Genomic DNA, 24675 nt, shown 5'->3' with positions numbered 1-24675 from the left:
ATGCCCTGTTCGACCGAAGATTCCCGTTCGCTGCGCTGACACTATCCGCATCGGCGCGACGTCAGGTGGAATTGCGGCACAACATGCTTCATCCCCCGGTGGACGGATCCACCCCTGCGACCATTTCACCACGGGATTCCACCGCGCGGGTCGCGCTGTCAGCGGGACTCGCCGTACCGCGGGCCGAACAGCGATTCCGGGAACAGACCCGAATCGCGTACGGACCGGCACCACGGCGTGGCGAGTTCGGCGAGGCGGGCTGCTCCGTCCTCCCCAAGTTCGGTCCACGGCGCCGACCCGAGCTCGTCGGTGAGATCCTCGACCACCTCGCGTAGTTCACGGCCGTCGGCGGTCAGCTCGCCGTCGGGGGTCAGCAACTCCCGGTCGACCAGGTCGGCCGCCGCCGACGCCCAATCCTCGCTGCTCCAGCCACGACGCGACTGCGCGAACGACTTCCGGAAACCGATTCCCGCGGCGGTGTGCGTGATCAGCGCCTCGAGCCCGCTGAATCCGGCGGTCTGCAGCGCTGCCACGTGACCGTCCCCGCGGTACTCGCGTAGCAGCGTCAGCGCATGCCACAGCACCAGATGCGGCTGGTCCGGCCAGTCCAGTGCGGCATACCCCGCATACAGCGGGCGACCGTCGACGCCCGGGATCGCCTGCGCCGCAATCGCGGCGAGCTGTGCGGCCTCCGACATCTGCTGCGACGCGATCACCTTCTCTCCGAGCAGCGAGCGGTAGGCCGCATCGACGCCGCGATACCGCGCCTTCACGATCTCCGCGGGGTCCGCGAGGGTCCAGGCACGCGGGAGCACGTCGGAGATCAGCGACGGGTTGAAGTTGTAGAACACGGCGGCGACGACCCCCGCCGACACCGCTCCCATCGGTGCGGAACGTCCGGCGAAGTACGTCATTCCGCCCGGTTCGAGCCCGCTCCCGACCAGTTCCCGCTCGACCTCGGGTGCGAAGTAGGCGAGCGAATGCAGAAGTTCGAGCGACCGAGCAGTGCGTCCGGCGAGATGTACGTCCATGTCCCGGAAGCGTACTGACCTCTACTTCAGGCCCGCCGCGTCCATCCCGCGCAACTCCTTCTTCAGGTCCGCGATTTCGTCCCGCAACCGGCCGGCCAGCTCGAATTGGAGATCGCGTGCGGCGTTCATCATCTGATCGGTGAGCTCCTTGACGAGATCCGCCAACTCGGCTCGCGGCATGGACTTCACGTCCCGACCCTCGTAGATGCCGGCGCTGACGGCACGACCGGCCTCGCCCTGCGCCCGCCGCCCGCGACTGGCGTTGCGACCGGAACCGCCGACGCCGACCTCGGTGTCCTCGGCCTCCTCGTACACCTGGTCGAGGATGTCGGCGATCTTCTTCCGCAGCGGCTGCGGATCGACGCCCTTCTCGAGGTTGTAGGCGATCTGCTTCTCGCGCCGACGCTCGGTCTCCTCGATGGCTCGTTGCATCGAGTCGGTGATCTTGTCGGCGTACATGTGCACCTGCCCGGACACGTTGCGGGCCGCGCGTCCGATGGTCTGGATGAGACTGGTGGTGCTACGCAGGAAGCCCTCCTTGTCGGCGTCCAGAATCGCGACCAGCGAAACCTCCGGCAGGTCGAGACCCTCGCGGAGCAGGTTGATGCCCACGAGGACGTCGTACTCCCCGAGCCGAAGCTGTCGCAGCAGCTCGACGCGTCGGAGGGTGTCGATGTCGGAGTGCAGGTATCGCACCCGGATTCCGAGCTCGAGCAGATAGTCGGTCAGGTCTTCGGCCATCTTCTTGGTGAGCGTCGTGACCAGCACCCGCTCGTCGCGCTCGGAACGCTCGCGGATCTCGTGCACGAGGTCGTCGATCTGTCCCTTGGTCGGCTTCACGACCACCTCGGGGTCGACCAGCCCGGTGGGGCGGATCACCTGTTCGACGAACTCGCCGCCGGCCTGGCCGAGCTCGTACGCGCCCGGTGTGGCCGACAGGTACACGGTCTGACCGATCCGGCCGGCGAACTCTTCCCAGGTCAACGGCCGGTTGTCGGTCGCCGACGGAAGCCGGAAGCCGAACTCGACGAGATTCCGCTTCCGGGACATGTCGCCCTCGTACATCGCACCGATCTGGGGCACCGTCACGTGCGACTCGTCGATGACCAGGAGGAAGTCCTCCGGGAAGTAGTCGATCAGCGTGGCGGGAGCCGAACCTGCCGGGCGACCGTCGATGTGCCGCGAGTAGTTCTCGATGCCGGAACAGAATCCGACCTGCTTGATCATCTCGAGGTCGTACTGCGTCCGCATCCGCAAACGCTGCGCCTCGAGCAGCTTGCCGCGGTTCTCCAGGTCGGCGAGGCGTTCCTCGAGCTCCGCCTCGATGTCCTGGACCGCGCGTTCCATCCGCTCCGGCCCGGCCACGTAGTGCGTCGCCGGGAAGATCCGCACGGTGTCGACCTGGCGCACGACGTCCCCGGTGAGGGGGTGGAGGTAGTACAGCGCCTCGACCTCGTCGCCGAAGAACTCGATCCGCACGGCAAGTTCCTCGTACGAGGGAATGATCTCCACGGTGTCGCCGCGGACGCGGAACGATCCGCGGGTGAACGCCATGTCGTTGCGGTTGTACTGGACATCGACGAGGAGCCGGAGCAGGGCGTCCCGGTCGACCTCCACGCCCACCTCGAGCTGGATCGACCGATCCAGATACGACTGCGGGGTGCCGAGACCGTAGATGCACGACACCGACGCGACCACGACGACGTCCCGTCGGGACAGCAGGCTCGAGGTGGCCGAGTGGCGGAGCCGTTCGACGTCGTCGTTGATGGACGAGTCCTTCTCGATGTAGGTGTCCGTCTGCGCGATGTACGCCTCGGGTTGGTAGTAGTCGTAGTACGAGACGAAGTACTCGACGGCATTGTTCGGCAGCATCTCCCGGAGTTCGTTGGCGAGCTGCGCGGCGAGAGTCTTGTTCGGCGCCATCACGAGAGTGGGCCGCTGGACCCGCTCGATCAGCCAAGCCGTCGTCGCCGACTTACCGGTGCCGGTAGCACCGAGCAGGACGACGTCCTTCTCGCCCTCTCGGAGCCGCCTCTCCAGCTCGTCGATGGCCTGCGGCTGGTCACCGGCAGGCTCGTACTCGCTGACGACCTGGAAGCGCGCGTCGGACCGCTCGATCTCGCTGACCGGTCGGAACTCGGAATGGGCAACCACGGGGTGCTCGGATGCGAACGCCATGTCCCCAGGGTATGCGCCGGTTCCGACAAGTTCTGATAACGCTGTCCGAGGCCCGGTCGATCGCCGCTGCCCGGCGCCACGTTTGCCGGTACTTTCTTGCTTTATGGAGAACGTCGAACCGGGCCTCGCTGCGGCCACGCCGCCCGCAGCCCCCGCAGCCGTCTACGTACCCACGGTCGACCTGGCTCCGGCACACCGGCCCAAGATCGAGTACTTCAACGTCACCGAGTGCACCAACACCGATCCCAAGGGATTCGTCCGGCCGGTGGACCACTACCGGCTCGAGCCGTGGGGCCTGTACATGGCGCGCACAGCGGACCACCCGCAGTTCCACTACCTGGAGTCCTGGATCATCCCGGACCTGGGAATCCGCGCGTCGATCTTCCATTTCCACCCGTACCACGATCGCGATCAGGACCACTACATCGACATCGGCGACTTCACGCGCGGACCGGACGTGTGGAAATCGGAGGACCACTACCTGGATCTCGTCGTCCGGACGGGGCGCGAAACCGAGCTCCTCGACGTCGACGAGTTGATCTCCGCAACCGCGCACGGATACATCTCCCCGCGCACCGCCGACCGCGCGGTGCAGCGTGCGGTGGCCGCCGTCGACGGGATCGCTGCCCACGGCCACGACCTGGACGCGTGGCTCGCGTCGAAGGGCATGCCGATCAGCTGGCGCTGACGCTCGTCAATCGCCGGGCGTCCAACCCGTTGCCTCCGCCCACGCCCAGGCTCGCTGATACCCCTGGTCGAACCAGGGCGCGACCGCTTCGGCGTACGCAACGTCGGCGTCGGCCTCGCGCGTATTCTCGGCGGCCGTGGCGGACGCGGCTTGCTTGACCTCGAGGAACTCGGCACGCGCGTCCACGTCCGCACTCAGCCAGTCGCGCAGCAGCAGTGCGAACTGCTGACCGGGCCACCCCGCGACACGGATGCTGATGTGCACCGGCCGTCCGGGGTCGGCGCCGCCGTGCGTGCGCTTGTCCCACAGCCCGGGATCCGCCTCGCCCCCGACACCGTAGGTCGGCTTCGGCAGGTCCCGATCGTCGTCCGGTATGCGCGGGAACCCCGCTGCGGCGAGCGGTCCGGCCAGTGCATCCGCGGCCGCCAGGTCCTTCACCGTGATCTGGACGTCGACGAGGTCGCGGGCATCCAGACCCGGAACCGCCGTGGACCCGACGTGATCGATCCGCGTGGCCAGGTCTCCGCACACCAGTCGCAGTCGCTCGACCAGCCGCCGGCCCTGCGCCGCCCAGTCCGGATCCGCCGGGCGCACGACCGGTGGCACCGACACCGCCGTCCCGGTTCGCAGATTGGCCTCGAAGGGGACCAGGCGATCAGTGAACAGCGCGCGGACCTGCTCCCGGATCATCTCGGGAGTACCGCTGTTGTCGAGCAGGACGTCGGCGGCCTCGCGGCGCTGCGCGTCGGTGGCCTGCGCCGCAATCCGTGCCCGGGCGTCGGGCTCCGGCATGCCGCGCAGTTCGACGAGACGTCGGACTCGTTCCTCCTCGTCGACGTACACGACGAGGACGAGATTGAACGCGGGACCCATGCGGCCCTCGACGAGCAGCGGAATGTCCTGCACGACGATTCCGTCGGCGGGGGCACCCTCGACGAGTTCCGTGGTGCGCGCCCCGATGAGCGGATGCAGGATCGAGTTGAGCAGCATCCGGGAGTCGTCGCTGCCGAATGCCTTCTCCGCCAACGCCGGACGGTTCAGCGAACCGTCGTCGTGCAGAATCGAGTCGCCGAACGCGTCGACCAGGGCCGCGAGCCCCGGGGTGCCCGGCTCGACGACCTCGCGGGCGATCAGGTCGGCGTCGACGATCACCGCACCCAATTCCGCGAGGACCTTCGACACGGTCGACTTGCCGGCTCCGATGCCTCCTGTGAGGCCCACTCTCAACACGCCGACCAGTCTCTCACCAAACACGCCGAAGATCATCTACGCACCAAATGACGGGGTTCTTCGACCTGGTCAGATACCCTTTCGGAGACCGTACGAACAGCCGATTGAATCGAGTAGGAGAAGCGCATGAGCAGCCATCCCACCCGTCCCGGTCGGCACCGTCTCGGCATGGAGAACGGCATTCACGCCATCCTCATCCCCGAGGTGGCCACGGCGCTCGCAGAGCACCGTCGCAACTGGTTCACCAGTATCCTGAGCCCCGCTCGCCACAGCTTCGCGACCATCAAGAAGCGCACGGCGACCATGCCCACCCGATGGGTGCCTGCCGCGGCGGGCTGACCACCCGCACAGGACACGCACTGTGGCCCGATCCCCGCCGGGATCGGGCCACAGTCGTCTCTCCCCCGTCATCCCTGCCCGGTTCCCCCCGCCCTCTCCGGACCCGCGTTTTGCGCACTTATCGCGCGCAGGGGCCGGCGTGTCGGCGCGATAAGTGCGCAAAACGCGGAGGGGGGGGACGGACAAAGGTGGGGACGGAAAGACAGAAGACCCCGACCCTGAGAGTCAGGGTCGGGGTCTTCCGGTCGATCAGGCCTGAATGATCAGGCCGGCGCTATCAGGCGTTGCCCGACAGCTTCTCGCGCAGTGCAGCGAGCTGTGCGTCGCTCGCCAGCGAGCCACCGGCGGACTCGGTGGACGCGGCAGCGCCCTCGTCCGAGCCCGACTCCGAGGAGTAGTTGGTGCCCGAAGCGCCGGCCGCAGCCTCGGCAGCCTCGTCGGCAGCCATCTTCTCCATCTGAGCGGTGTGCATCTTGTGGCGACGCTCCGCCTCGGCGTAGCGGGACTCCCACTCCTCACGCTGCTTGTCGAAGCCCTCGAGCCATTCGTTGGTCTCGGGATCGAAGCCCTCGGGGAAGATGTAGTTGCCCTGCTCGTCGTACGAGTCGGCCATGCCGTACTTGGACGGATCGAACTCGGCGTTGTAGTCCTCGTTCGCCTGCTTCAGCGACAGCGAGATGCGGCGACGCTCCAGGTCGATGTCGATGACCTTGACGAGCGCATCGTCGCCGACGCCCACAACCTGGTCCGGAACCTCCACGTGGCGCTCGGCCAGCTCGGAGATGTGCACCAGGCCCTCGATGCCCTCCTCGACGCGGACGAACGCGCCGAACGGAACCAGCTTGGTGACCTTGCCCGGAACGATCTGGCCGATCGCGTGGGTGCGGGCGAACTGACGCCACGGGTCCTCCTGCGTCGCCTTCAGCGACAGGGAGACACGCTCGCGGTCCAGGTCGACGTCGAGAACCTCGACGGTGACCTCGTTGCCGACCTCGACGACCTCGGACGGGTGATCGATGTGCTTCCAGGAGAGCTCGGAGACGTGGACCAGACCGTCGACGCCGCCGAGATCGACGAACGCACCGAAGTTGACGATCGAGGACACGACGCCCTTGCGGACCTGGCCCTTCTGCAGCTGGTGCAGGAACTCGCTGCGGACCTCGGACTGGGTCTGCTCGAGCCATGCACGACGCGACAGGACCACGTTGTTGCGGTTCTTGTCGAGCTCGATGATCTTGGCCTCGATCTCCTTGCCGACGTACGGCTGGAGGTCGCGGACGCGACGCATCTCGACGAGCGAAGCGGGAAGGAAGCCACGCAGGCCGATGTCGAGGATGAGGCCACCCTTGACGACCTCGATGACGGTGCCCTTGACGGCCTCGTCCTTCTCCTTGAGCTCCTCGATGGTGCCCCAGGCACGCTCGTACTGAGCGCGCTTCTTCGACAGGATCAGACGGCCTTCCTTGTCCTCCTTGGTGAGGACCAGGGCTTCGACCTCATCGCCCACGGAGACGACCTCGTTGGGGTCGACGTCGTGCTTGATGGAGAGCTCACGGGAAGGGATGACGCCTTCGGTCTTGTAACCGATGTCGAGAAGGACCTCGTCGCGATCGACCTTGACGATCGTGCCTTCGACGATGTCGCCATCGTTGAAGTACTTGATCGTGGCGTCGATGGCGGCGAGGAAGTCCTCGGCGGAGCCGATGTCGTTGACGGCTACCTGCGGCGAGGTCACGGTGTTGGAGGGCATGTGTTGAGTTGCTCCGGACGGGTTGTTAGTCGGTTGATGGTGTTTGTCAGACAGGCGGATCGGGATGCCGTACGTTCCGACGTAATGCCGGATCCGACCGATCTTCCGGTCCACCACGAGGTCTTCCGACGACTCCGCCGACCAAACTTCGGCCGGTGGCGATCCGCACCGAAGACACTCGCGAGCAACAGGGTACGCGACCTACGGCTAGCTGGGCAAACCCTGCCGTCACCGGCCCGGCCGCGGCCGCCGACGGGCGGGCAGACGACCATCCCGGCGCGACATCTAGGCTTGACCTCCATGTCCGACGATCGTCACGCCGCCGCCATCTCCACCCTCGGGACCAGCGGGGTCGCCCGCACCCGCATCGGTTCGGACGCCAGCGAACGCGCGAGCCGCGCGTGGTGGGACGCCGACGCCGACGACTACCACCGCACGCACGGCGAGTTCCTCGGTGTCGACTCGAGCGCCGGCGAATTCGTGTGGTGCCCGGAGGGTCTCCACGAGGGCGACGTGCACCTCCTCGGCGACGTCGCCGGCAAGCGCATCCTCGAAGTGGGCTGCGGATCTGCACCGTGTGCCCGGTGGCTCGCGTCCCAGGGCGCCGACGTCGTCGGTCTCGATCTGTCGATGGGGATGCTGGCCCGCGGGGTGGCTGCGATGGACGAGGCCGGTTCACGAGTCCCCCTCGTCCAGGCCGGCGCCGAGACGCTCCCGTTCCGGGGCGAGAGCTTCGACGCCGCCTGTTCGGCTTTCGGTGCGGTTCCGTTCGTCGCGGATTCGGCCCGGGTGATGGCGGAGGTGGCGCGCGTCCTGCGCCCGGGCGGTCTGTGGATCTTCGCGGTCAATCATCCGATCCGGTGGATCTTCCCCGACGATCCCGGCCCGCGCGGTCTCACCGCGACGCTCCCCTACTTCGACCGGACGCCGTACGTCGAAGTCGACGACGACGGCGTCCCGACGTACGTAGAGCACCACCGCACCATCGGGGACCGCGTGCGAGAGGCGGTCGCGGCCGGTCTCGAGGTGCGCGACATCGTCGAGCCCGAGTGGCCGGAGTGGCTCGACCGCGAGTGGGGACAGTGGAGTCCGCTGCGGGGTCAGCTGTTCCCGGGCACCGCCATCTTCGTCACCCGCAAGCCGGCCTGATCCTCACAGCAGCTTCGACAGGAAAGCCCTGGTCCGCTCCTGCCGCGGGTTGGCCAGCAGCTCCCGGGGATTTCCGGCTTCGACGACCACACCGCCGTCCATGAACACGAGTTGGTCGGCCACCTCCCGGGCAAAGCCCATCTCGTGGGTGACGACGACCATCGTCATGCCGTCCCTGGCGAGCTCCTTCATGACACCGAGCACCTCGCCGACCAGTTCGGGGTCGAGGGCCGACGTCGGCTCGTCGAACAGCATCAGTTTCGGTTCCATCGCGAGGGCGCGCGCGATCGCGACGCGCTGTTGCTGACCGCCGGACAGCTGCACGGGATAGGCGTCGGCCTTCGACGACAGACCCACCCGGTCGAGCAGTTCCCGGGCCTGCGCGACGGCCTTCGCGCGAGGCACCTTCTTCACCAGGACCGGCGCCTCGACGATGTTGTCCAGGACCGTGCGGTGCGGGAAGAGATTGAAGTGCTGGAAGACCATGCCGATGTCGCGGCGCTGCTTCGCCGCCGCCCGCGGGCTCAGTTCGTGCAGTTTGCCGCCGCGCTCCGCGTAGCCGACGAGTTCACCGTCGACGTACAGGCGGCCGGCGTCCACGCGTTCGAGGTGGTTGATGCAGCGCAGAAAGGTCGACTTGCCGGAGCCGGACGGACCGATCAGGCACAGCACCTGGCCGCGCGGGATCTCGAGTGTGATGCCGCGGAGCACCTGTAGCGCGCCGTAGTTCTTGCAGACTCGGTCGGCGCGGACCATGGGGGTGGTCACACCGCTCCCCCTTCGTCGCGGCGCTGGGCCTTGGCGAGCGCCTGCAGCTGCCCGGCGGTGAGGGTGCGTGAAGCGCCCTTCGAGTAGTGGCGCTCGATGTAGTACTGACCGACCATCAGGATGCTGGTGATCGCCAGGTACCACGTGGAGGCGACGAGCAGGAGCGGCACCGGGTAGAAGTTGGCGCCGGAGATGTCGCGGGCCCGGCCGTACAACTCCAGGCTGTACGGCACCGCGGCGACCAACGACGTGGTCTTGAGCATGCTGATCAGCTCGTTGCCGGTCGGGGGATGATGACCCGCATCGCCTGCGGAAGCACCGTGCGCCGCATGGTCTGCGCCCACGACATGCCCAGAGCGGTGGACGCCTCGGTCTGGCCTTCACTCACCGAGCCCACACCGGCTCGAACGATCTCGGCCATGTACGCCGCCTCGTTGAGCGCCAGGCCTATGACCGCGAACAGGAAGGCCGCTTCGAGCGCCTGGATGTCGAAGTGCGCGAACTGGGGCCCGAACGGGATGCCCACGTCGATCGTCTTGTAGATGGACGGGAACAGGCCCCAGAACACCAACTGGACGTACACCGGGGTTCCGCGGAACACCCACAGGTAGACCCACGCGGCGGAACGCAGGACCGGGTTGGGCGACAGGCGCATGACGGCGAGGACCACCCCGAGCACGATGGCGATCACCATGGCCAGAACCGTCAACTGGATGGTCTTCCATGCGGCGGCGGTGATGCGCTTGTCGAACAGATACTGCCCGTACACGTCCCAGTGGAAGGCCTCGTTGGTCGCGGCGCCGTAGACGAACAGGCCGAACAGCGCCAGCACGACGACCGCCGCGACCCAGCGGCCGGGGTGCCGCAACGGGACCGCCTTGATGGGTTCCGGCTCGGAGGCGACCACTGCGTCCGGTGGTCGGCTCTCGTTGGCTGGCATTACTGTGTTCTCTCCTGTGTTCAGTTCGTTGCGCCGTTGACGACCGATGTGTCGATCATCCCCGCCTCGACACCCCATGCTTCGGCGATGGCCTGATACTGACCGCCGTCGATGAGGTACTGGACCGCCTGCTGCAGCACCGGGGCGAGCGGCGAACCCTTCGCGACCACCCATCCGTACGGACTGGCGTCGTACACACCGCCCGCGGGCACCATGCGGCCGTCACTGCGTTTGATCGCGTACGCGGTCACCGGCGAATCGGCCGACAGCGCGTCCACCCGCCCGAGGATGAGGGCGTTCGCCACGTCGTCCTGGCTGTCGTACTTGATCTTGCGGATCGGGGGCTTCCCGGCCGCGACGCACGCCGCGCTCTTCGCGGGCACCTCGTCGATGTCCTCGATCGTGGTGGTCTGCACCCCGACGCGCAGGCCGCACGCATCGTCCGGGTCGATGTCGTCGCCCGCCCGCTGCGCCCACTGCACTCCGGCGCTGTAGTAGGTGACGAAGTCGACACTCTTCTCACGCTCGAGGGTGTCGGTGAACGACGACATACCGAGGTCGAGGGTCCCGGCCTGGACGGCCGGGATGATCTTGTCGAAATCGGTCTGCTTGAGGTCGAGCGTCAGGCCGAGGACCGCGCCCACTGCCTCCATCAGGTCCACGTCGAAGCCCACGATCGCTCCCGACTCGTCCTTGAACTCGTTGGGGGCATAGGGCGGATTCGTGCCGATACGAAGCTCGCCGGAGGCTGCGACGTCCGGGGGCAACTGGTCGGCGATCGCGGCGACCCGTTGCACGTCGATGTCCGGCAGGACCGGAACCAACCCCTCGTCGTTCGTGACACATCCCACGGCCCCGAAGGCCAAGACGGATGTCGCGACGGCAGCGGTCACGCACCTTGCGAATCGAGCGAACACGCGCGCCTCGAACCTCCGTTTCCCGACCGGCGAACCCGGGACACACTACTGCCTGAGCGGTGCAGGTAGCGAACGCGGTCCGCGATCACCGCCGGAACACCCGGGCGATCACGGTCTCGGTGAACTCGCTGGTCGACGCCAGCCCACCGAGGTCGGCAGTGGCGACGCCCGACTCCACGGTTCGCTCGACGGCACTACGGATGCGCTCGGCCGCGGCGGCGAACGCCGGTTCGCTGCGGCGAGCCGAGATCCAGTCGAGAAGCATCGCGGCCGACAGGAAGAGCGCGACGGGGTTCGCGCGGTTGCGGCCCGAGATGTCCGGGGCCGCACCGTGCGCGGCCTGCGCCATCGCCTTCGTCTCGGACGCGTTGATCGAGGCGGCGGTCCCGAGTGATCCGGACAACTCGGCGGCGAGATCGGACAGGATGTCGCCGAACATGTTCTCGGTGACGACGACGTCGTAGTCCTCCCCGCGCCGCACCAGGTATGCGGCCATCGCGTCGACGTGCTCGTCGTCCAGGCGGACGTCCGGATAGTGCGCGGCGACGTCTCGGCACACGTCGCGGAACAGACCGGTGGTGGTGGCCAGCACGTTCGCCTTGTGCACCACGGTGACCCGCTTGCGCCGGCGCATCGCGAGCCCGAAGGCGGTGTGGGCGATGCGTTCACACGCCTGTCGAGTCACCACGCCGACGGCCATCGCCACATCGGGGGTAGGCATGAACTCACCGCTGCCCACGAACATGTTGCGGTCGGCGTAGAAGCCCTCGGTGTTCTCCCGGACGATGACCAGATCCATGCGCGGCGATACCGCGCGTACGCCGGGCAGGGCCCGCGCCGGCCGGATGTTGGCGTACAGGTCGAAGCGCTTGCGGATCGTGCCGCCCGGGGTCAGCTGCATCTGGAACGGGTCCGGATAGGACGCGCTGTCGTGCGGGCCGAGGATCCACGAGTCGAGTTCGGCCAGGGCGACGAGGGTGCTCTCCGGCATCGGTGACCCGTGCGACTCGATCGCGTCGAGCCCGATCGGCAGTGGCACCCACTCGACCTCCGGAAGCCCTGCGGCCGACATCGCGGCGTCCACGACGTCCCGGGCGGCGGGCACGATCTCCCGTCCGATGCCGTCGCCCTGCAACGAACCGAGACGCAGATTCCGCAAATCTCCTGTGCTGACGCTCCCCACGCGACAATCATTACTCACGATGGTCCAGTCCGTGGAGTTGCTGCTCGACCCCGACATCGACGCAACCGTGCGTGCCGAATGGCGCCGGCTCTCGTCCGCGCGCCTGCCCAGCCAGGACCGCATCACCGCGGAGTCGAACCGGCCGCACGTCACGATGGGGGTGGCCAGCCATATCCCCGACGACATCGAGGACGCGCTGGTGCGGGAACTTCCGTCGGCCCCACTCCCGATCCGGCTCGGCGGCGTCGTGGTGTTCGGTGGCCGGCGGCTCACGTTGGCGCGGCTGGTGGTCCCGACCACGGAACTCCTCACACTGCAGCGGATCGTCTACGAGCTGATCGCGGACTGCGAAGGGGTGCCCCCGCACATCGTGCCCGGCGAGTGGACGCCGCACGTCACGCTGTCGCGCGCCGCATCCAGTCCACCGATCTCGGTACCGCCGTCGTCGTCACGCGTGCCGGTAGTCGCGACGTGGTCGGCACCTCGGCGGGAATCCGGCGGTGGGACTCCGACGACAAACGTGAGTGGCGAATCACACGTCACCCTTGAGCAGTGGAAACAGACCGCGGCGGCCGGGCGTGTTTCGCGATCCGGAAGAATTCGGGCCGACGGAGCGTTGTACCGGCCAATCAGCGGATATCCCGAGTCAGCGGATATCGATGACGACTCCCCCGAAAGGACCCTTCGTGGCTACCCAGACCCTCACCCAGCAGAACTTCAAGCAGACCGTCGAGGACAACGACATCGTGCTCGTCGACTTCTGGGCGTCGTGGTGCGGCCCGTGCCGCAACTTCGCGCCGACGTTCGATGCGTCGTCGGAGAAGCACCCCGACGTCGTGCACGGCAAGATGGACACCGAGGCCGAGCAGGAGTTCGCCGCCGGCGCCGGGATCCGCTCGATTCCCACGATCATGGCGTTCCGCGAGGGCGTGCTCGTGTTCAACCAGGCGGGTGCGCTGCCGCCGGCCGCGCTCGAAGACCTGATCACCCAGGTCAAGGCGCTCGACATGGACGCGGTCCGCGCGGAGATCGCATCGCAGACGGGGAACTGACCCCGGCACGCCACGAGAGACGGAAACGCCGGGTGCACCGATCGGGTGCGCCCGGCGTTTCCCTGCACGGTCAGTGCGCCGCGGCGTCCCAGCTGCGTCCCGTGCCCACCGACACCTCGAGCGGCACCGACAGATCGATCGCCGCCGCCATCTTCTCGCGAACCAGCTGCTCGACCCGCTCACGCTCGCCCGCGGCGACCTCGAGGACGAGTTCGTCATGTACCTGCAGGAGCATCCGCGACGCCAGCCCGGCCTCGCGGAGTGCGCGCTGGACGTCGATCATCGCGACCTTGATGATGTCGGCAGCGGTGCCCTGGATGGGCGCGTTGAGAGCGGCGCGCTCGGCCACTTCCCGACGCTGACGGTTGTCGCTGTTGAGGTCCGGCAGGTAACGCCGACGGCCGAACAGGGTCTCGGTGTAACCCACCTTGCGGGCCTGCTCGACGACCTCGTGGAGGTAGTCGCGGACCCCGCCGAAGCGTGCGAAGTACGCGTCCATCTGCTGACGGGCTTCCTCGGTGGAGATCTTCAGCTGCGCCGCCAACCCGAACGCGCTCAGCCCGTAGGCGAGACCGTACGACATCGCCTTCACGCGTCGCCGCAGTTCCGGCGTGACCTCCTCGATCGGTACACCGAACGCGCGCGAGCCGACGAAGCTGTGCAGATCCTCGCCGGTGATGAACGCCTCGATCAGCCCCGCGTCACCGGACAGGTGCGCCATGATGCGCATCTCGATCTGGCTGTAGTCGGCGGTCAGCAGCGTCTCGTAGCCCTCGCCGACGACGAACCCGTCGCGGATCTGACGGCCCGCGTCGGTGCGAACCGGAATGTTCTGCAAGTTCGGCTCGGTCGACGACAGTCGTCCGGTCGCCGCCACGGTCTGGTTGAACGTGGTGTGGATCCGTCCGTCCTCGGCCACCGTCTTGAGCAGACCGTCGACCGTCACCTTGAGCCGCGTCGCGTCGCGGTGCTCGAGCAGGTGCTCGAGGAACGGGTGCTGCGTCTTCTCGAACAGGGACTGCAACGCATCGGCGTCGGTGGTGTATCCAGTCTTCGTCTTCTTGGTCTTCGGCATGTCGAGTTCGTCGAACAGCACCACCTGCAACTGTTTCGGCGAACCCAGGTTGATCTGCTTGCCGATCACCGCGTAGGCAGCCTCGGCCGCCTCGGCGACGCGCGCGGCGAACGCCGACTGCAGGTCGTGCAGATGCGTGGTGTCGACCGCGATGCCCGTCGACTCGAGGTTGGCGAGCACCTCGAGCAGCGGCAGTTCCATGTCCGCGAGCAGGCCGGTGGCCTCGATGTCGGCGAGTTCGGTGTCGAGCGCCGCGGCGAGATCGAGGACCGCCCGCGAACGCAGGATCTCACCCTCGGCCGCCTCCGCGTCGGCCGCATCCTCGTCGTCGAGGAGCGAAAGCTGTTGCTGGCCGGACTCTTCCACCCGAAGCTCGCGCTTGAGGTAGCGCAGCGACAGATCATCGAGGTTGAAGCTCCGCTGGCCGGGACGCACGAGGTACGCGGCGAGTGCGGTGTCGCTGGTGAGACCCGCCAACGTCCAGCCGCGTCCGCGCAGCGCATGCATCGCCCGCTTCGCCTCGTGCAGCGCCTTGGGCCGGCCGGCATCCGCAAGCCAGTCCGCGAGTGCCGCCTCGTCCTCCGGCGTCGCCGTCGTGGTCGAGATGTAGGCCCCCTCGCCGTCGGGCGCCGCGATCGCGACGGCGGTCACGTCACCGCCGTAGGGAGTGGTGGTGCCGACGACGGAGAGCCCGTGCCGCTCCCCGGTGGACGCATGTTCGGCGATCCACGCCGCGACCTCACCCGGCGCGAGAGCCCGTCCGCTGACCTCGAAGCCTTCCTCGGCCTCGGGTTCGGTGGAACTGAGGGTCGCGAACAACCGGTCGCGCAGCACCTTGAACTCGAGGTCGTCGAACAGCGCGTGGATACGCTCGCGGTCCCACGGCGCGAGCGCCAACTGGTCCGGCGTGTAGGGCACCGCGACGTCGCGCACCATCTCGGTGAGGTGCCGATTGAGGAGCACGCTGTTGACGTTGGCGCGCAATGCATCCCCCACCTTGCCGCGCACCTTGTCGACGTCGTTGACGAGGTTCTCGAGGGAGCCGTACTCACGAATCCACTTGGCCGCGGTCTTCTCCCCGACACCGGGGATGCCGGGCAGGTTGTCGCTCGGGTCGCCGCGCAGCGCCGCGTAGTCGGGGTACTGCTGCGGGGTGAGGCCGTACTTCTCCTCGACCGCCGCAGGAGTGAAGCGCGTCAGATCCGAGACACCCTTGCGGGGGTAGAGCACCGTGACGTCGTCGGTGACCAACTGCAGCGAATCGCGGTCGCCCGTCACGACCAGCACCCGGTAGCCGAGCGCCGTGGCCTGCGTGGTGAGGGTGGCGATGACGTCATCGGCCTCGAATCCCTCGATCGCCATCACCGGGATGCCCATCGCCGCGAGGACGTCCTTGGTGATCTCGACCTGCCCCTTGAACTCGTCCGGGGTCTTGCTGCGATTGGCCTTGTACTCCGGGAACGCCTCGGCGCGGAACGTCTGCCGGGAGACGTCGAATGCGGCGGCCACGTGCGTGGGCTGCTCGTCGCGCAGAAGATTGATGAGCATGGACGTGAACCCGTAGACCGCGTTGGTGGCCTGACCGCTCTGCGTCTTGAAGTTCTCGGCCGGCAGGGCGAAGAACGCGCGGTACGCCAGCGAGTGCCCGTCGAGGAGCATCAACGTCGGGCGGTCGGAACCGGACGCGTCGGCGGTAGCGGGAGTGGTGGACGAGGACGTGGTTGCGGGGCTCACGGTTGACCAGTCTAGGGAGGAGGGCCGACACCACGGCCCCTCGTCCCCGCGCGTCGCCGACCGGAACCCCCGCAAACCCGCTCAGGCGGGGGAACTGCCTCCGCCGAGAGTGTCGAGGACCACCTCGGCGACGGCCTTCATGGTCGTCCGGCGATCCATCGCGGCCCGCTGGATCCACTTGAACGCCTCGGGCTCCGACAGGTTCTGTGACTGCATCAGCATTCCCTTGGCACGTTCGATGACCTTGCGCGTCTCGAGTCGATCGGACAGGTTCGCGACCTCCCGCTCGAGCAGCGAGATCTCGACGAAGCGGCTTGCCGCCAGCTCGACTGCCGGCACCAGATCCGACTTCGAGAACGGCTTGACGAGGTACGCCATCGCACCGGCGTCGCGGGCCCGCTCCACCAGTTCGCGCTGGCTGAATGCGGTGAGGATCACCACGGGCGCGATGCGCTTCGCGGCGATCTCGGAGGCGGCGTCGATGCCGTCGCGTCGGGGCATCTTGACGTCCATGATCACCAGGTCCGGACGGAGCTCTTCCGCCAACTCCACGGCGCGCTGGCCGTCGCCGGCCTCACCGACGACGTCGTAGCCTTCCTCGCGGAGCATCTCGACCAGGTCGAGCCTGATCAGGACCTCGTCTTCCGCCACCACCACGCGCCGCGGCCGTCGTTCCGTGCCCTGCGCGGCGGGAGCGTTCATGGTCACCTGTCTCCTCGGGGGTCGGCGCCCGCCGAATCGGGGCGCGAACGCTTCGAGGGTACCGGTGGTTTGACTGTGCTCCGTGATCTTCTAGAGTAGGAACCCGCAGGACGCCCTCGTATCCCAATTGGCAGAGGAAACGGATTCAAAACCCGTGCAGTGTGAGTTCGAGTCTCACCGAGGGCACCACACAACTTCCGGAATTCGGCGGGACCATTCGGCTACCTCGGCGTGTCGCCGGGAACGATGTCGATCGACGGTTCCGATCGACGACTCCCACGAGTGATTCCTACGAGTAAGGCCCCGAGATCTCGCGATCCCGGGGCCTTCTCGGTCTCCCCTACCAAAAGGAGCAACTCCAGAGTGCCACAACTCTGCGGGTGCGCCCACTACGTACAAGTGTGAAATCGATGGTGAAAATGCCGCGCGCGGCCTCGACGCACTCGTAACCGCGCTCGACGTGCGGGCCTCGACCACCAATTTCCCGGAGGAAGTCACGTATCGACGACCGGTGTCCGGCGGGCCCGAGTGACCGACGCGACGCTCTCCGCCTCAGGCGACGTCCGCGAGCGAGTCGAGGATGGCCCGGTAGTGCAGGTGCGCCATGAAGTGGCCGCCCGTCCCGATGTTCAACGTGGACTTCGGGATTCGCGTCGCGAGTTCGGCCGGCCATTCCCGCGGAATCAACTGGTCCGCGTCGCCCCACCATACGTCGACCGGCACCTCGAGATCCTCCGGCTCGAAGCCCCACGGCCGCATCCACGCCCGGTATTCCTCGACGACGCCCGCCGGATTCCTGAGCCCCTCGTCGATCATGGCCGCGAACACCCTCGGTTCGCTGTCGACCAACTCCGCGTCGGCGGGGGCGAGCGTGCGCGACGAGATCCGCGCGAACTGCCGCGGCATCGCTCGGGCGAGCACCGACAGACCGCGGAAGGACGCCTCCGCGAGCCCCGGACAACCCACCGACATCCGCGTGAACAGCCGATCGATCCGGGGCAACCGCGCGAACGTCCCCGCCTCGGTCAGCGGCAGCGCGCCCGCCACGATCGCGATCCGACTGATGCGGGACGACAGCGCGTATCCGAGCGCGGCCGCATACTGCCCGCCCATGGACCACCCGAGCACGCCCATCCGCTCGACGCCGAGCTGATCGGCCAGCTGTTCGACGTCGGACGCCCAGTCGAGCACTGTCCGTCCGGGGCTCGGATCGGACAGCCCGATTCCAGGGCGATCCGGTGAGATGAGGCGGATCCCGGCCGCCTCGGCGACCGGGGCGGCGGCTCGGATGTCGAGTCGGCAGGACAGTCCCCCGTGGGCATTGACCACGACGAAGCCGTCTGCGGGACCGTAGTCGGCGAATCCCATCGACCGACCGTCACGCAGACTGATCACCCGATCCTCGGGCCTGACAGTCACTCTGGGCACAACGCACCTCCGACGAGTCGCCATCACGATAACGGTCGGTCGCCCGACAGTGACGGACTTCACCGCCGGGATTCGACGCGTGTTCGCCGGCACGGCCCGGACCCGCCGTTTTCGGCCTTCCTCCAGGTAGGCCCGTGTCGTCCGTTTCGGTCGTTTGGTCTTCTTCGCAGGGGCGTCACTCTTCGCGCCCGGTCCCGCTGGCCGGACGTTCGACATGTTCCGCGGCCCGCCGCCGGGCACGAGGCCGCACCGCCGTCCGGTGGATGGGATCGCACGTCGGGAATCAGTTAACTCATGCCATACTGCAACCCGTTCTCTTGCCGGTCACCCACTCGACCGGCCGATCAGGCTCGACAAGCAGATGAGGTTTGCATGAGCGACACCGCCACACCGGCCGTCGAAGGCTGGTTCACCACCGGGCCGGAGCCGGCCCTGATCGGCACCAAGTGCCGGTCCTGCGGCACGATCTCGTTCCCGCGGGAGACCACCTTCTGCAAGAACCCGGCGTGCTCCGGCGAGGAGTTCGACGACGTCGAGCTGTCCCGCTTCGGCAAGGTGTGGTCGTACACCGACGCGCAGTACAAGCCGCCGGCCCCGTACATCCCCACGACGGATCCGTACGTGCCGTTCGCGCTCGCCGCCGTCGAACTGCCCGAGGGTCTCGTCGTCCTCGGCCAGGTGGCCGACGGCTTCGGCGTCGCGGACCTCAAGGTGGGCAACCCGGTGGAGCTGGTCGTCGAGACCCTCTACACGGACGAGTCGGGCGACCGCAGCATCTGGCGTTGGAAGCCGCTCGCGGCAGCAGAGAACGGGGCACAGGCATGAGCAACAACGATGTGGCCGTCCTCGGCGTCGGCATGCACGCGTGGGGCAAGTGGGGCCACTCGTTCGTCAAGTACGGCGTCGCCGCGGCCCGCGCCGCGCTCGCCGACTCCGGAGTCGACTGGAAGGACGTCGACCTGATCGTCGGCGGCGAGACCGTCCGCAACGGCTACGGCGGCTACGTCGCGGGTGCCACCTTCGCACAGGCCCTCGGCTGGAACGGCGCCCGCGTCGCGACGTCGTACGCGGCGTGCGCCACGGGTGCACAGGCCCTGGACACGGCTCGTGCGCGCATCCTCGCCGGCCTGTCCGATGTGGCCCTGGTCGTCGGCGCCGACACCACCCCCAAGGGCTTCCTGGCTCCCAACGCCGGTGAGCGCTGGGACGATCCGGACTGGCTGCGCTTCCGCCTGATGGGCATGACGAATCCCGGCTACTTCGCGCTCAACGCCCGCCGTCGTATCGACCTGTACGGCGCCACCGTCGAGGACTTCGCGGCCGTCAAGGTCAAGAACTCCAAGCACGGCCTGAACAACCCGTACGCGCGTTACCGCAAGGAGGTGGCCGCCGCCGACGTTCTCGCGTCGCCGATGGTGGCGGATCCGCTGCACCTGCTCGACATCTGCGCCACCTCCGACGGCGGTGCGGCGATCATCCTGACGTCGATGGAGTACGCCCGCAAGAAGGGCATCGTCGATCCTGTTCGTATCAAGGCGATTTCGACGGTCACGCCCACGTTCCCGCAGACGATCATGGACATGCCGAACTTCTCCACGGAGTCGGCGTCCGCGGTCCCCGCGCCGGAGCGCACGTTCAAGGAGTCGATCGGAGACGCCGCCTACGAGGAGGCCGGCATCTCGCCCGAGGACGTCGACGTCGCCGAGGTCTACGACCTCGCCACGTCCGTCGAACTCGACTGGATCGAGGACCTGGGCCTGTGCAAGCGCGGCGAGGCCGAGCACCTGCTGCGCGCCGGCGACACGACGATCGGTGGCCGCATCCCGGTCAATCCGTCCGGCGGCCTTGCCTGCTTCGGTGAGGCGGTCCCCGCCCAGGCACTGGCCCAGGTCTGCGAGCTCACGTGGCAGCTGCGTGGACAGGCCGAGGGCCGCCAGGTCGAGGGTGCCCGCGTCGGCATCACCGCCAACCAGGGCCTGTTCGGCCACGGCTCGTCGGTGATCGTCTCGGTCTGACCCTCGGAGAAGTCGTCTCGAAGAGCTCCCGCCCTCGCGGACGGGAGCTCTTCCTTCTTCCCGAAGCCCCTGTGCACCAGCTAGGTTCGAGTGATGACCGACCTCGATGCCATCGACGAGCACGTGCGGCCGCACCTGGACTCGTCGGCACTGCTCGTCATCGACGTGCAGAACGACTTCCTCGACGGCGGACCGCTGCCGGTGCCGGGCACCACGGCGGTACTTCCCCGGCTGGTCGAGCTGGTGGGGGCCTTCCGCCGTGCGCACCGGCCGATCGTGCACGTGGTCCGGATCTACGACGGCGACGACGTGGATCCGGTCCGTCGTACCGCCGTCACGCGCGACGACGCCCGCATCGTCCGCCCCGGCACCGAGGGGTCCCGAATCCCACCCCAGCTGCTCCCGCACGGAGCCCCTGAACTCGATCCGGACATTCTCCTGCGTGGTGAATTGCAGCCGTTCGGCGACGCGGAGGCCGCGCTGTGGAAACCACGCTGGAGCGCCTTCCACCGCACAGGGCTCGAAGCCCATCTCGCAGGAGCGGGCGTCGACACCATCGTCGTCGCGGGGTGCAACCTGCCGAACTGCCCGCGGGCCACCCTGTTCGACGCGAGCAGCCGCGACCTGCGGACAGTGCTCGTGACCGACGCGACGTCACAGGTGAGCGACGAGCGTCTGGCCGACGCACGGTCCATCGGCGTCGTGCCCATGACCGCAGCAGAAGTCGGCGGTGCGCTCCGGTCAGCCTTCTGACCAGCAATTTTGCTCGGGTCGCGGCGCATATGCCGTTCGTGACCGACGCACGCTATCGGGTCACGAGGGCGTTTCGCGCGGCTAGCGAATGTGACCTGGGCCACCTTCAGACAGTGACCCTAGTCACATTCCGTACTCGAATGCGCCCCCGCCTGACCGCCGGTTTTCACCCGCCCACCTGGGCCGACAGTGGAAGTCTCGCCCCGAACACGCACATGCGTACCAGAAAACAGACCCGTGACGTGACGGAGAGTCCCACCTAGCGTCGATCACGGCTCGAACCGAAAGAGCCCGCCGCCGATCCGCTTTCACCGTCGGACTGCCCGCCGGATCGGAATGGCAACCTCCAGGGCAGACGTGAGGGATCGCACCGTCGGCGCCCTTCGTGCGGCGCCGGCCGGAACCCTCACCATCAGTACGGAGAGGACACCATCGATGCCGAAGTCCATCACACGCTTGCTCGGCGGCCTCGCCGCCTCCACCGCGGCCGTCGCCGCGCCCCTCGTCGTCAGCACCGGGACGGCCCACGCCGCCTCCGGCGACTGGGATGCCGTGGCGCAGTGCGAAAGCGGCGGAAACTGGTCCGCGAACACCGGAAACGGCTACTACGGTGGCCTGCAGTTCAGTGCCGGCACCTGGAGCGCTCACGGTGGTTCCGGTCTGCCGCACAACAATTCCCGCGAGGAACAGATTCGGGTCGCCGAGGGTGTGCTGGCCTCGTCGGGCCCGGGAGCGTGGCCGTCGTGCGGACAGTACCTGTGATGCACACCTGAGCGAAGGGGCCGTTCGTGCGCCCGGGGCGCACGAACGGTCCCTTCCGGTGGGGATGCCTCAGCCGACGCTGACCGCGGACAGGCGCCAGGGCCCGCCCCCGAGCAGTTCGAGCTGGCGGGTGTGGTGCTGGTCGACCGTGCTCCGGTGGCTGACACTGAACAGGATGCTGTCGGGGACTCGATCCCGAATCATCTGGTAGAGAGAGTATTCGAGTCCCTCGTCCACGGCCGACGTGGCCTCGTCCAAGAACACCACCTGCGGCCTGATCAGCAGGACGCGGGCGAACGCGATGCGCTGCTGCTCCCCCGGGGAAAGGATCTTCGCCCAGTCGGCGCGCTCGTCGAGTCGTCCGACGAGGTTCCCCAGGTGGACGTCGCGCAGCGCCGCGGCGATCCGGTCGTCGGAAAGGTCCTGCACGTGGCCCGGATACGCCACGGCGCTCCGGAGATCCCCCAACGGCAGATACGGTAGCTGTGACAGGAAGAGTGCGTCGGGTCCCACCGGCCGGGCCACGCTGCCGGCGGCGAACGGCCACATCTCCGCGAGCGTACGGAGCAGCGTCGTCTTGCCACTCCCCGACGATCCCTTCACCAGTAGGGCTTCCCCGGGGAGGAGGCGCAGATCGAGTGTGTCGATCAGCAGTCTGCCGTCCGGGGTGCGCACGGATACCTTGTCCAGGTCCACCACCCGGTCCCGACCCTCGGTCCGGATCGAGGGCAACTGCCGGGAACGTTCGTCGGCGCTCAGCAGCCCGTCGAGACGAATCAGACTGGCGCGGTACACCGCGAACTGGTCATAGGACTGCCGGAAGAACGACAGCGCATCGGACAATTGGCCGAATGCCTGCGCGCTCTGGGTGATGTCGCCGAGCGTGATGGTGCCGGCGAAGAACCTCGGTGCCTGGATCACGATCGGGAAGACGACGGCAACCTGGCTGACGCCCAGATTGAATCCATTGAACTTCAGTGTCCGGAACACGATCTGCCACGCGTTCGCGATGACGGCGGCGAATCGTCCGAGCAGGCCCTGTCTTTCGACTTCCTCACCGCGATAGAACGCGACGTTCTCCGCGCTGTCGCGCAGACGCACGAGTGCGTAGCGGAAGTTGGCCGTCAGGCGTTCCTTCAGGAAGCTCAGGCCGATCAGCGGTCGGCCGATCCAGAACGCGATCGCCGTGGCCGTGAGGATGTAGACGTAGACGAGGAGCACCATCGCGCGCGGAATCTCCACGCCGAACACACTCATCGGCCCCGACAGGTCCCACAGGATCCCGGTGAACGACACCACCGACACCACCGAACTGACCAAACCCATCGACAGCGTCTGCGACGTCGTCGCGACTTCGGTGATGTCGGACTCGATCCGCTGGTCCGGGTTGTCGATCGAACCGTCGATGAATCTTCCTCGGTAGTACGCTCGCCCGTCGAGCCAGTCGGTCGTGACCCGGTCGGTGAGCCACGTGCGCCACAAGATCTCGAGCGCCTGGCCGGTGTACTGCGCCAGTAGCGACCGCACCACGTGCACGGTGGCCAGCACAGCGAAAACCACGATCGAACGCCAGAACATCGACTTCGCACCGTCGAGTGCCGCGGCGTCACCGGCCTCGAGCGCCTGCGCCACCAGTTGCAGTGAGGTGTACATCTCGTTGCCCTGATACGAGAGCAGGACCAGGATCCGCACACCGAGAATCGTCAGGAACAACAGCGCCAGGATCAGCGCCCACGGCCGCCAGCTGTCGCGACTGGAGAAGTAGGGCCCGGTGATTCGCCAGAATTGGCGCCCCCATTCGGTGCGCCGGGCCAGCACCGCACCGATCACGACGAAACAGACCAGCGCGATCAGGAATGCTCGGGAGGTCCACAACAGACTGGCCACGGCCTCGTGGTTCCAGTCGATCGGTTCGTCTCGCATGGGGCTCCCCCATCACCGATGGCGTGCCGTGATCAGAGAACCAGAATTCTAGCCACCGCGGTGGGGCCGCGGACCGTCATGGCCGAACAGGCTCAACGCCGGGCCGGAAAGTGCCGAATGACGCCTTCCTGCACCACCGTTGCGATCAATTCACCCTTGCGCGTGAAGAACCGACCGGTTGCGAGACCACGCGATCCGGCCGCGACCGGAGACTCCGTCGCGTAGAGCGCCCACTCGTCGAACCGGAACGGACGATGGAACCAGATCGAGTGATTGACGGTCGCGGCGACGATCCGGTCGAGCCCCCAGGACAGCCCGTGGGTGGTGAGCACCGAGTCCAGGACGGTGGTGTCCGACGAGTACGCGAGGGCGGCGGCATGCACCCCGGGATCGTCCCCGAGCTGCCCGTCGGTGCGCATCCAGACCCGATTGTGCTCGAGGCGTTCACCGGAGCCCTTGAGGACCCAGGCAGGATCGTTCGCGTAGCGCATCTCGATCGGTTTGAGCGCGCCCACGAACGTCGGGAGGCGGTCTTCGTAGCCGGCCAGGTGATCACCGAGCGAAGGAAGCTGCTCCGGGCCGTCGACATCGGGGATCGCGACACTGTGCTCGAGCCCGGCACCCCAGTCCTGGAACGCCGCGAACATCGAGAACACCACGTTCCCGTTCTGGTATGCGGTCACCTGACGGTTCGCGAACGCCCGCCCGTCGCGGTGCCGCTCGACGCGGTACTCGATCGGGGCCTTGACGTCGCCGCCGCGGATGAAGTGGGCGTTGACGGCGTGCACGGGACGTCCGGCATCGACCGTGCGCCCCGCGGCCACCAGTGCCTGGGAGACCAACTGCCCGCCGAACGTCCGGCTGGCGACCTGCTCGGGATGCTGTCCGAGGTAGGTGTCCTCCCCGATCTGTTCGAGATCGAGGAGGACCAGCAGCGTCTCCAGATCGGCCGAGCGCGTCGGTCGTAACGCTGCCCCCACTTCGTTCACGTGCGCGTCCCCTCGCTAGTGGTCTTCCTCCCCGATCCGGTGCACGTGGATCAGGTTGGTCGAGCCTAC

Annotated in this window: 20 protein-coding genes, 1 tRNA gene and 2 pseudogenes; 10 read left to right on the top strand and 13 right to left on the bottom strand. The window is 67.6% G+C overall.

Translation table 11 applies throughout. The annotated features are described in order from the left end of the window. Positions 1 to 158: 158 nt before the first annotated feature. Together A6I89_RS23050 and uvrB are read right to left on the bottom strand one after the other, a co-directional pair. On the bottom strand, positions 159 to 1031 hold the full coding sequence (locus tag A6I89_RS23050; RefSeq protein WP_022596181.1) for an SCO6745 family protein: 873 nt from the start codon (positions 1029 to 1031) through the stop codon (positions 159 to 161). A 21-nt stretch (positions 1032 to 1052) separates the two neighbouring features. Further along, positions 1053 to 3209, bottom strand: a complete 2157-nt coding sequence (gene uvrB / locus A6I89_RS23045; protein WP_005512908.1) for an excinuclease ABC subunit UvrB — start codon at positions 3207 to 3209, stop codon at positions 1053 to 1055. Positions 3210 to 3312: 103 nt separating this feature from the next. Here uvrB and A6I89_RS23040 point away from each other — a divergent pair, with 103 nt between their 5' ends. Beyond that, complete coding sequence (locus A6I89_RS23040) at positions 3313 to 3897, top strand: ribonuclease FAU-1 family protein (RefSeq protein ID WP_005512905.1); 585 nt, start codon at positions 3313 to 3315, stop codon at positions 3895 to 3897. Positions 3898 to 3903: 6 nt separating this feature from the next. Here A6I89_RS23040 and coaE read toward each other — a convergent pair whose 3' ends face one another. After that, the gene (coaE, locus tag A6I89_RS23035; RefSeq protein WP_197939399.1) at positions 3904 to 5127 is read right to left on the bottom strand and encodes a dephospho-CoA kinase; all 1224 of its coding nucleotides are present in this window, start codon (positions 5125 to 5127) and stop codon (positions 3904 to 3906) included. 126 nt (positions 5128 to 5253) lie between these two features. On the opposite strand from coaE, the gene A6I89_RS23030 reads away from it, so the two are divergent. Then, positions 5254 to 5466 (top strand): hypothetical protein, encoded by a 213-nt coding sequence (locus tag A6I89_RS23030; protein WP_022596185.1) that lies wholly within the window; start codon positions 5254 to 5256, stop codon positions 5464 to 5466. Between the two features lie 277 nt (positions 5467 to 5743). Here A6I89_RS23030 and rpsA read toward each other — a convergent pair whose 3' ends face one another. Next, positions 5744 to 7216 (bottom strand): 30S ribosomal protein S1, encoded by a 1473-nt coding sequence (gene rpsA / locus A6I89_RS23025; protein ID WP_013416161.1) that lies wholly within the window; start codon positions 7214 to 7216, stop codon positions 5744 to 5746. Between the two features lie 300 nt (positions 7217 to 7516). Here rpsA and A6I89_RS23020 point away from each other — a divergent pair, with 300 nt between their 5' ends. Continuing rightward, positions 7517 to 8365, top strand: a complete 849-nt coding sequence (locus A6I89_RS23020; RefSeq protein ID WP_022596189.1) for a class I SAM-dependent methyltransferase — start codon at positions 7517 to 7519, stop codon at positions 8363 to 8365. A gap of 3 nt (positions 8366 to 8368) precedes the next feature. On the opposite strand, the gene A6I89_RS23015 is transcribed toward A6I89_RS23020, so the two are convergent. From A6I89_RS23015 to A6I89_RS23000, 4 genes and pseudogenes are all read right to left on the bottom strand, one after another. Next, the gene (locus A6I89_RS23015) at positions 8369 to 9121 is read right to left on the bottom strand and encodes an amino acid ABC transporter ATP-binding protein (RefSeq protein WP_022596191.1); all 753 of its coding nucleotides are present in this window, start codon (positions 9119 to 9121) and stop codon (positions 8369 to 8371) included. A gap of 8 nt (positions 9122 to 9129) precedes the next feature. Further along, a pseudogene (locus A6I89_RS23010) lies at positions 9130 to 10073 on the bottom strand (amino acid ABC transporter permease). A gap of 20 nt (positions 10074 to 10093) precedes the next feature. Beyond that, positions 10094 to 10966 carry an ABC transporter substrate-binding protein gene (locus A6I89_RS23005; RefSeq protein WP_022596194.1) on the bottom strand — a complete coding sequence of 291 codons (873 nt, stop codon included), beginning with the start codon at positions 10964 to 10966 and terminating at the stop codon, positions 10094 to 10096. Positions 10967 to 11075: 109 nt separating this feature from the next. Continuing rightward, on the bottom strand, positions 11076 to 12149 hold the full coding sequence (locus tag A6I89_RS23000; protein WP_022596196.1) for an isocitrate/isopropylmalate dehydrogenase family protein: 1074 nt from the start codon (positions 12147 to 12149) through the stop codon (positions 11076 to 11078). Positions 12150 to 12192: 43 nt separating this feature from the next. Between A6I89_RS23000 and A6I89_RS22995 the strand changes: the two are divergent. Continuing rightward, a pseudogene (locus A6I89_RS22995) lies at positions 12193 to 12722 on the top strand (2'-5' RNA ligase family protein). Positions 12723 to 12859: 137 nt separating this feature from the next. Further along, positions 12860 to 13225: a thioredoxin gene (gene trxA / locus A6I89_RS22990; RefSeq protein ID WP_013416164.1), complete on the top strand. Its 366-nt coding sequence runs from the start codon at positions 12860 to 12862 to the stop codon at positions 13223 to 13225. Positions 13226 to 13295: 70 nt separating this feature from the next. On the opposite strand, the gene polA is transcribed toward trxA, so the two are convergent. Together polA and A6I89_RS22980 are read right to left on the bottom strand one after the other, a co-directional pair. Then, complete coding sequence (gene polA, locus A6I89_RS22985) at positions 13296 to 16034, bottom strand: DNA polymerase I (protein WP_044991068.1); 2739 nt, start codon at positions 16032 to 16034, stop codon at positions 13296 to 13298. 81 nt (positions 16035 to 16115) lie between these two features. After that, positions 16116 to 16736, bottom strand: coding sequence for an ANTAR domain-containing response regulator (locus tag A6I89_RS22980; RefSeq protein WP_022596204.1), 621 nt, complete (start codon positions 16734 to 16736; stop codon positions 16116 to 16118). Positions 16737 to 16848: 112 nt separating this feature from the next. On the opposite strand from A6I89_RS22980, the gene A6I89_RS22975 reads away from it, so the two are divergent. Next, positions 16849 to 16925 (top strand) — tRNA-Leu (locus tag A6I89_RS22975). Between the two features lie 363 nt (positions 16926 to 17288). Here the strand turns inward: A6I89_RS22975 and A6I89_RS22970 are convergent. Further along, positions 17289 to 18188, bottom strand: coding sequence for an alpha/beta fold hydrolase (locus A6I89_RS22970; protein WP_106852014.1), 900 nt, complete (start codon positions 18186 to 18188; stop codon positions 17289 to 17291). A gap of 348 nt (positions 18189 to 18536) precedes the next feature. Between A6I89_RS22970 and A6I89_RS22965 the strand changes: the two genes are divergently transcribed. The 4 genes from A6I89_RS22965 (at position 18537) to A6I89_RS22950 (ending at position 21694) form a co-directional block, all read left to right on the top strand. After that, a complete protein-coding gene (locus A6I89_RS22965; RefSeq protein WP_005512885.1) occupies positions 18537 to 18989 on the top strand; it encodes a Zn-ribbon domain-containing OB-fold protein in 453 nt (150 codons plus the stop codon). Continuing rightward, the gene (locus A6I89_RS22960; protein WP_013416167.1) at positions 18986 to 20179 is read left to right on the top strand and encodes a lipid-transfer protein; all 1194 of its coding nucleotides are present in this window, start codon (positions 18986 to 18988) and stop codon (positions 20177 to 20179) included. Before A6I89_RS22965 ends, A6I89_RS22960 begins: the two co-directional genes overlap by 4 nt. Positions 20180 to 20272: 93 nt before the next feature. Continuing rightward, on the top strand, positions 20273 to 20932 hold the full coding sequence (locus A6I89_RS22955) for a cysteine hydrolase family protein (protein WP_005512881.1): 660 nt from the start codon (positions 20273 to 20275) through the stop codon (positions 20930 to 20932). A 435-nt stretch (positions 20933 to 21367) separates the two neighbouring features. After that, the gene (locus tag A6I89_RS22950; protein WP_022596206.1) at positions 21368 to 21694 is read left to right on the top strand and encodes a transglycosylase family protein; all 327 of its coding nucleotides are present in this window, start codon (positions 21368 to 21370) and stop codon (positions 21692 to 21694) included. Between the two features lie 69 nt (positions 21695 to 21763). Here A6I89_RS22950 and A6I89_RS22945 read toward each other — a convergent pair whose 3' ends face one another. Both A6I89_RS22945 and A6I89_RS22940 read right to left on the bottom strand, forming a co-directional pair. Beyond that, a complete protein-coding gene (locus tag A6I89_RS22945; RefSeq protein WP_022596208.1) occupies positions 21764 to 23617 on the bottom strand; it encodes an ABC transporter ATP-binding protein/permease in 1854 nt (617 codons plus the stop codon). A 92-nt stretch (positions 23618 to 23709) separates the two neighbouring features. Next, positions 23710 to 24606: an acyl-CoA thioesterase gene (locus tag A6I89_RS22940; protein WP_044991070.1), complete on the bottom strand. Its 897-nt coding sequence runs from the start codon at positions 24604 to 24606 to the stop codon at positions 23710 to 23712. Positions 24607 to 24675 lie beyond the last annotated feature (69 nt).

Source organism: Prescottella equi, assembly GCF_002094305.1.
Lineage (GTDB): Bacteria > Actinomycetota > Actinomycetes > Mycobacteriales > Mycobacteriaceae > Prescottella > Prescottella equi.
This window is presented reverse-complemented; position numbering and strand designations above follow the sequence as displayed.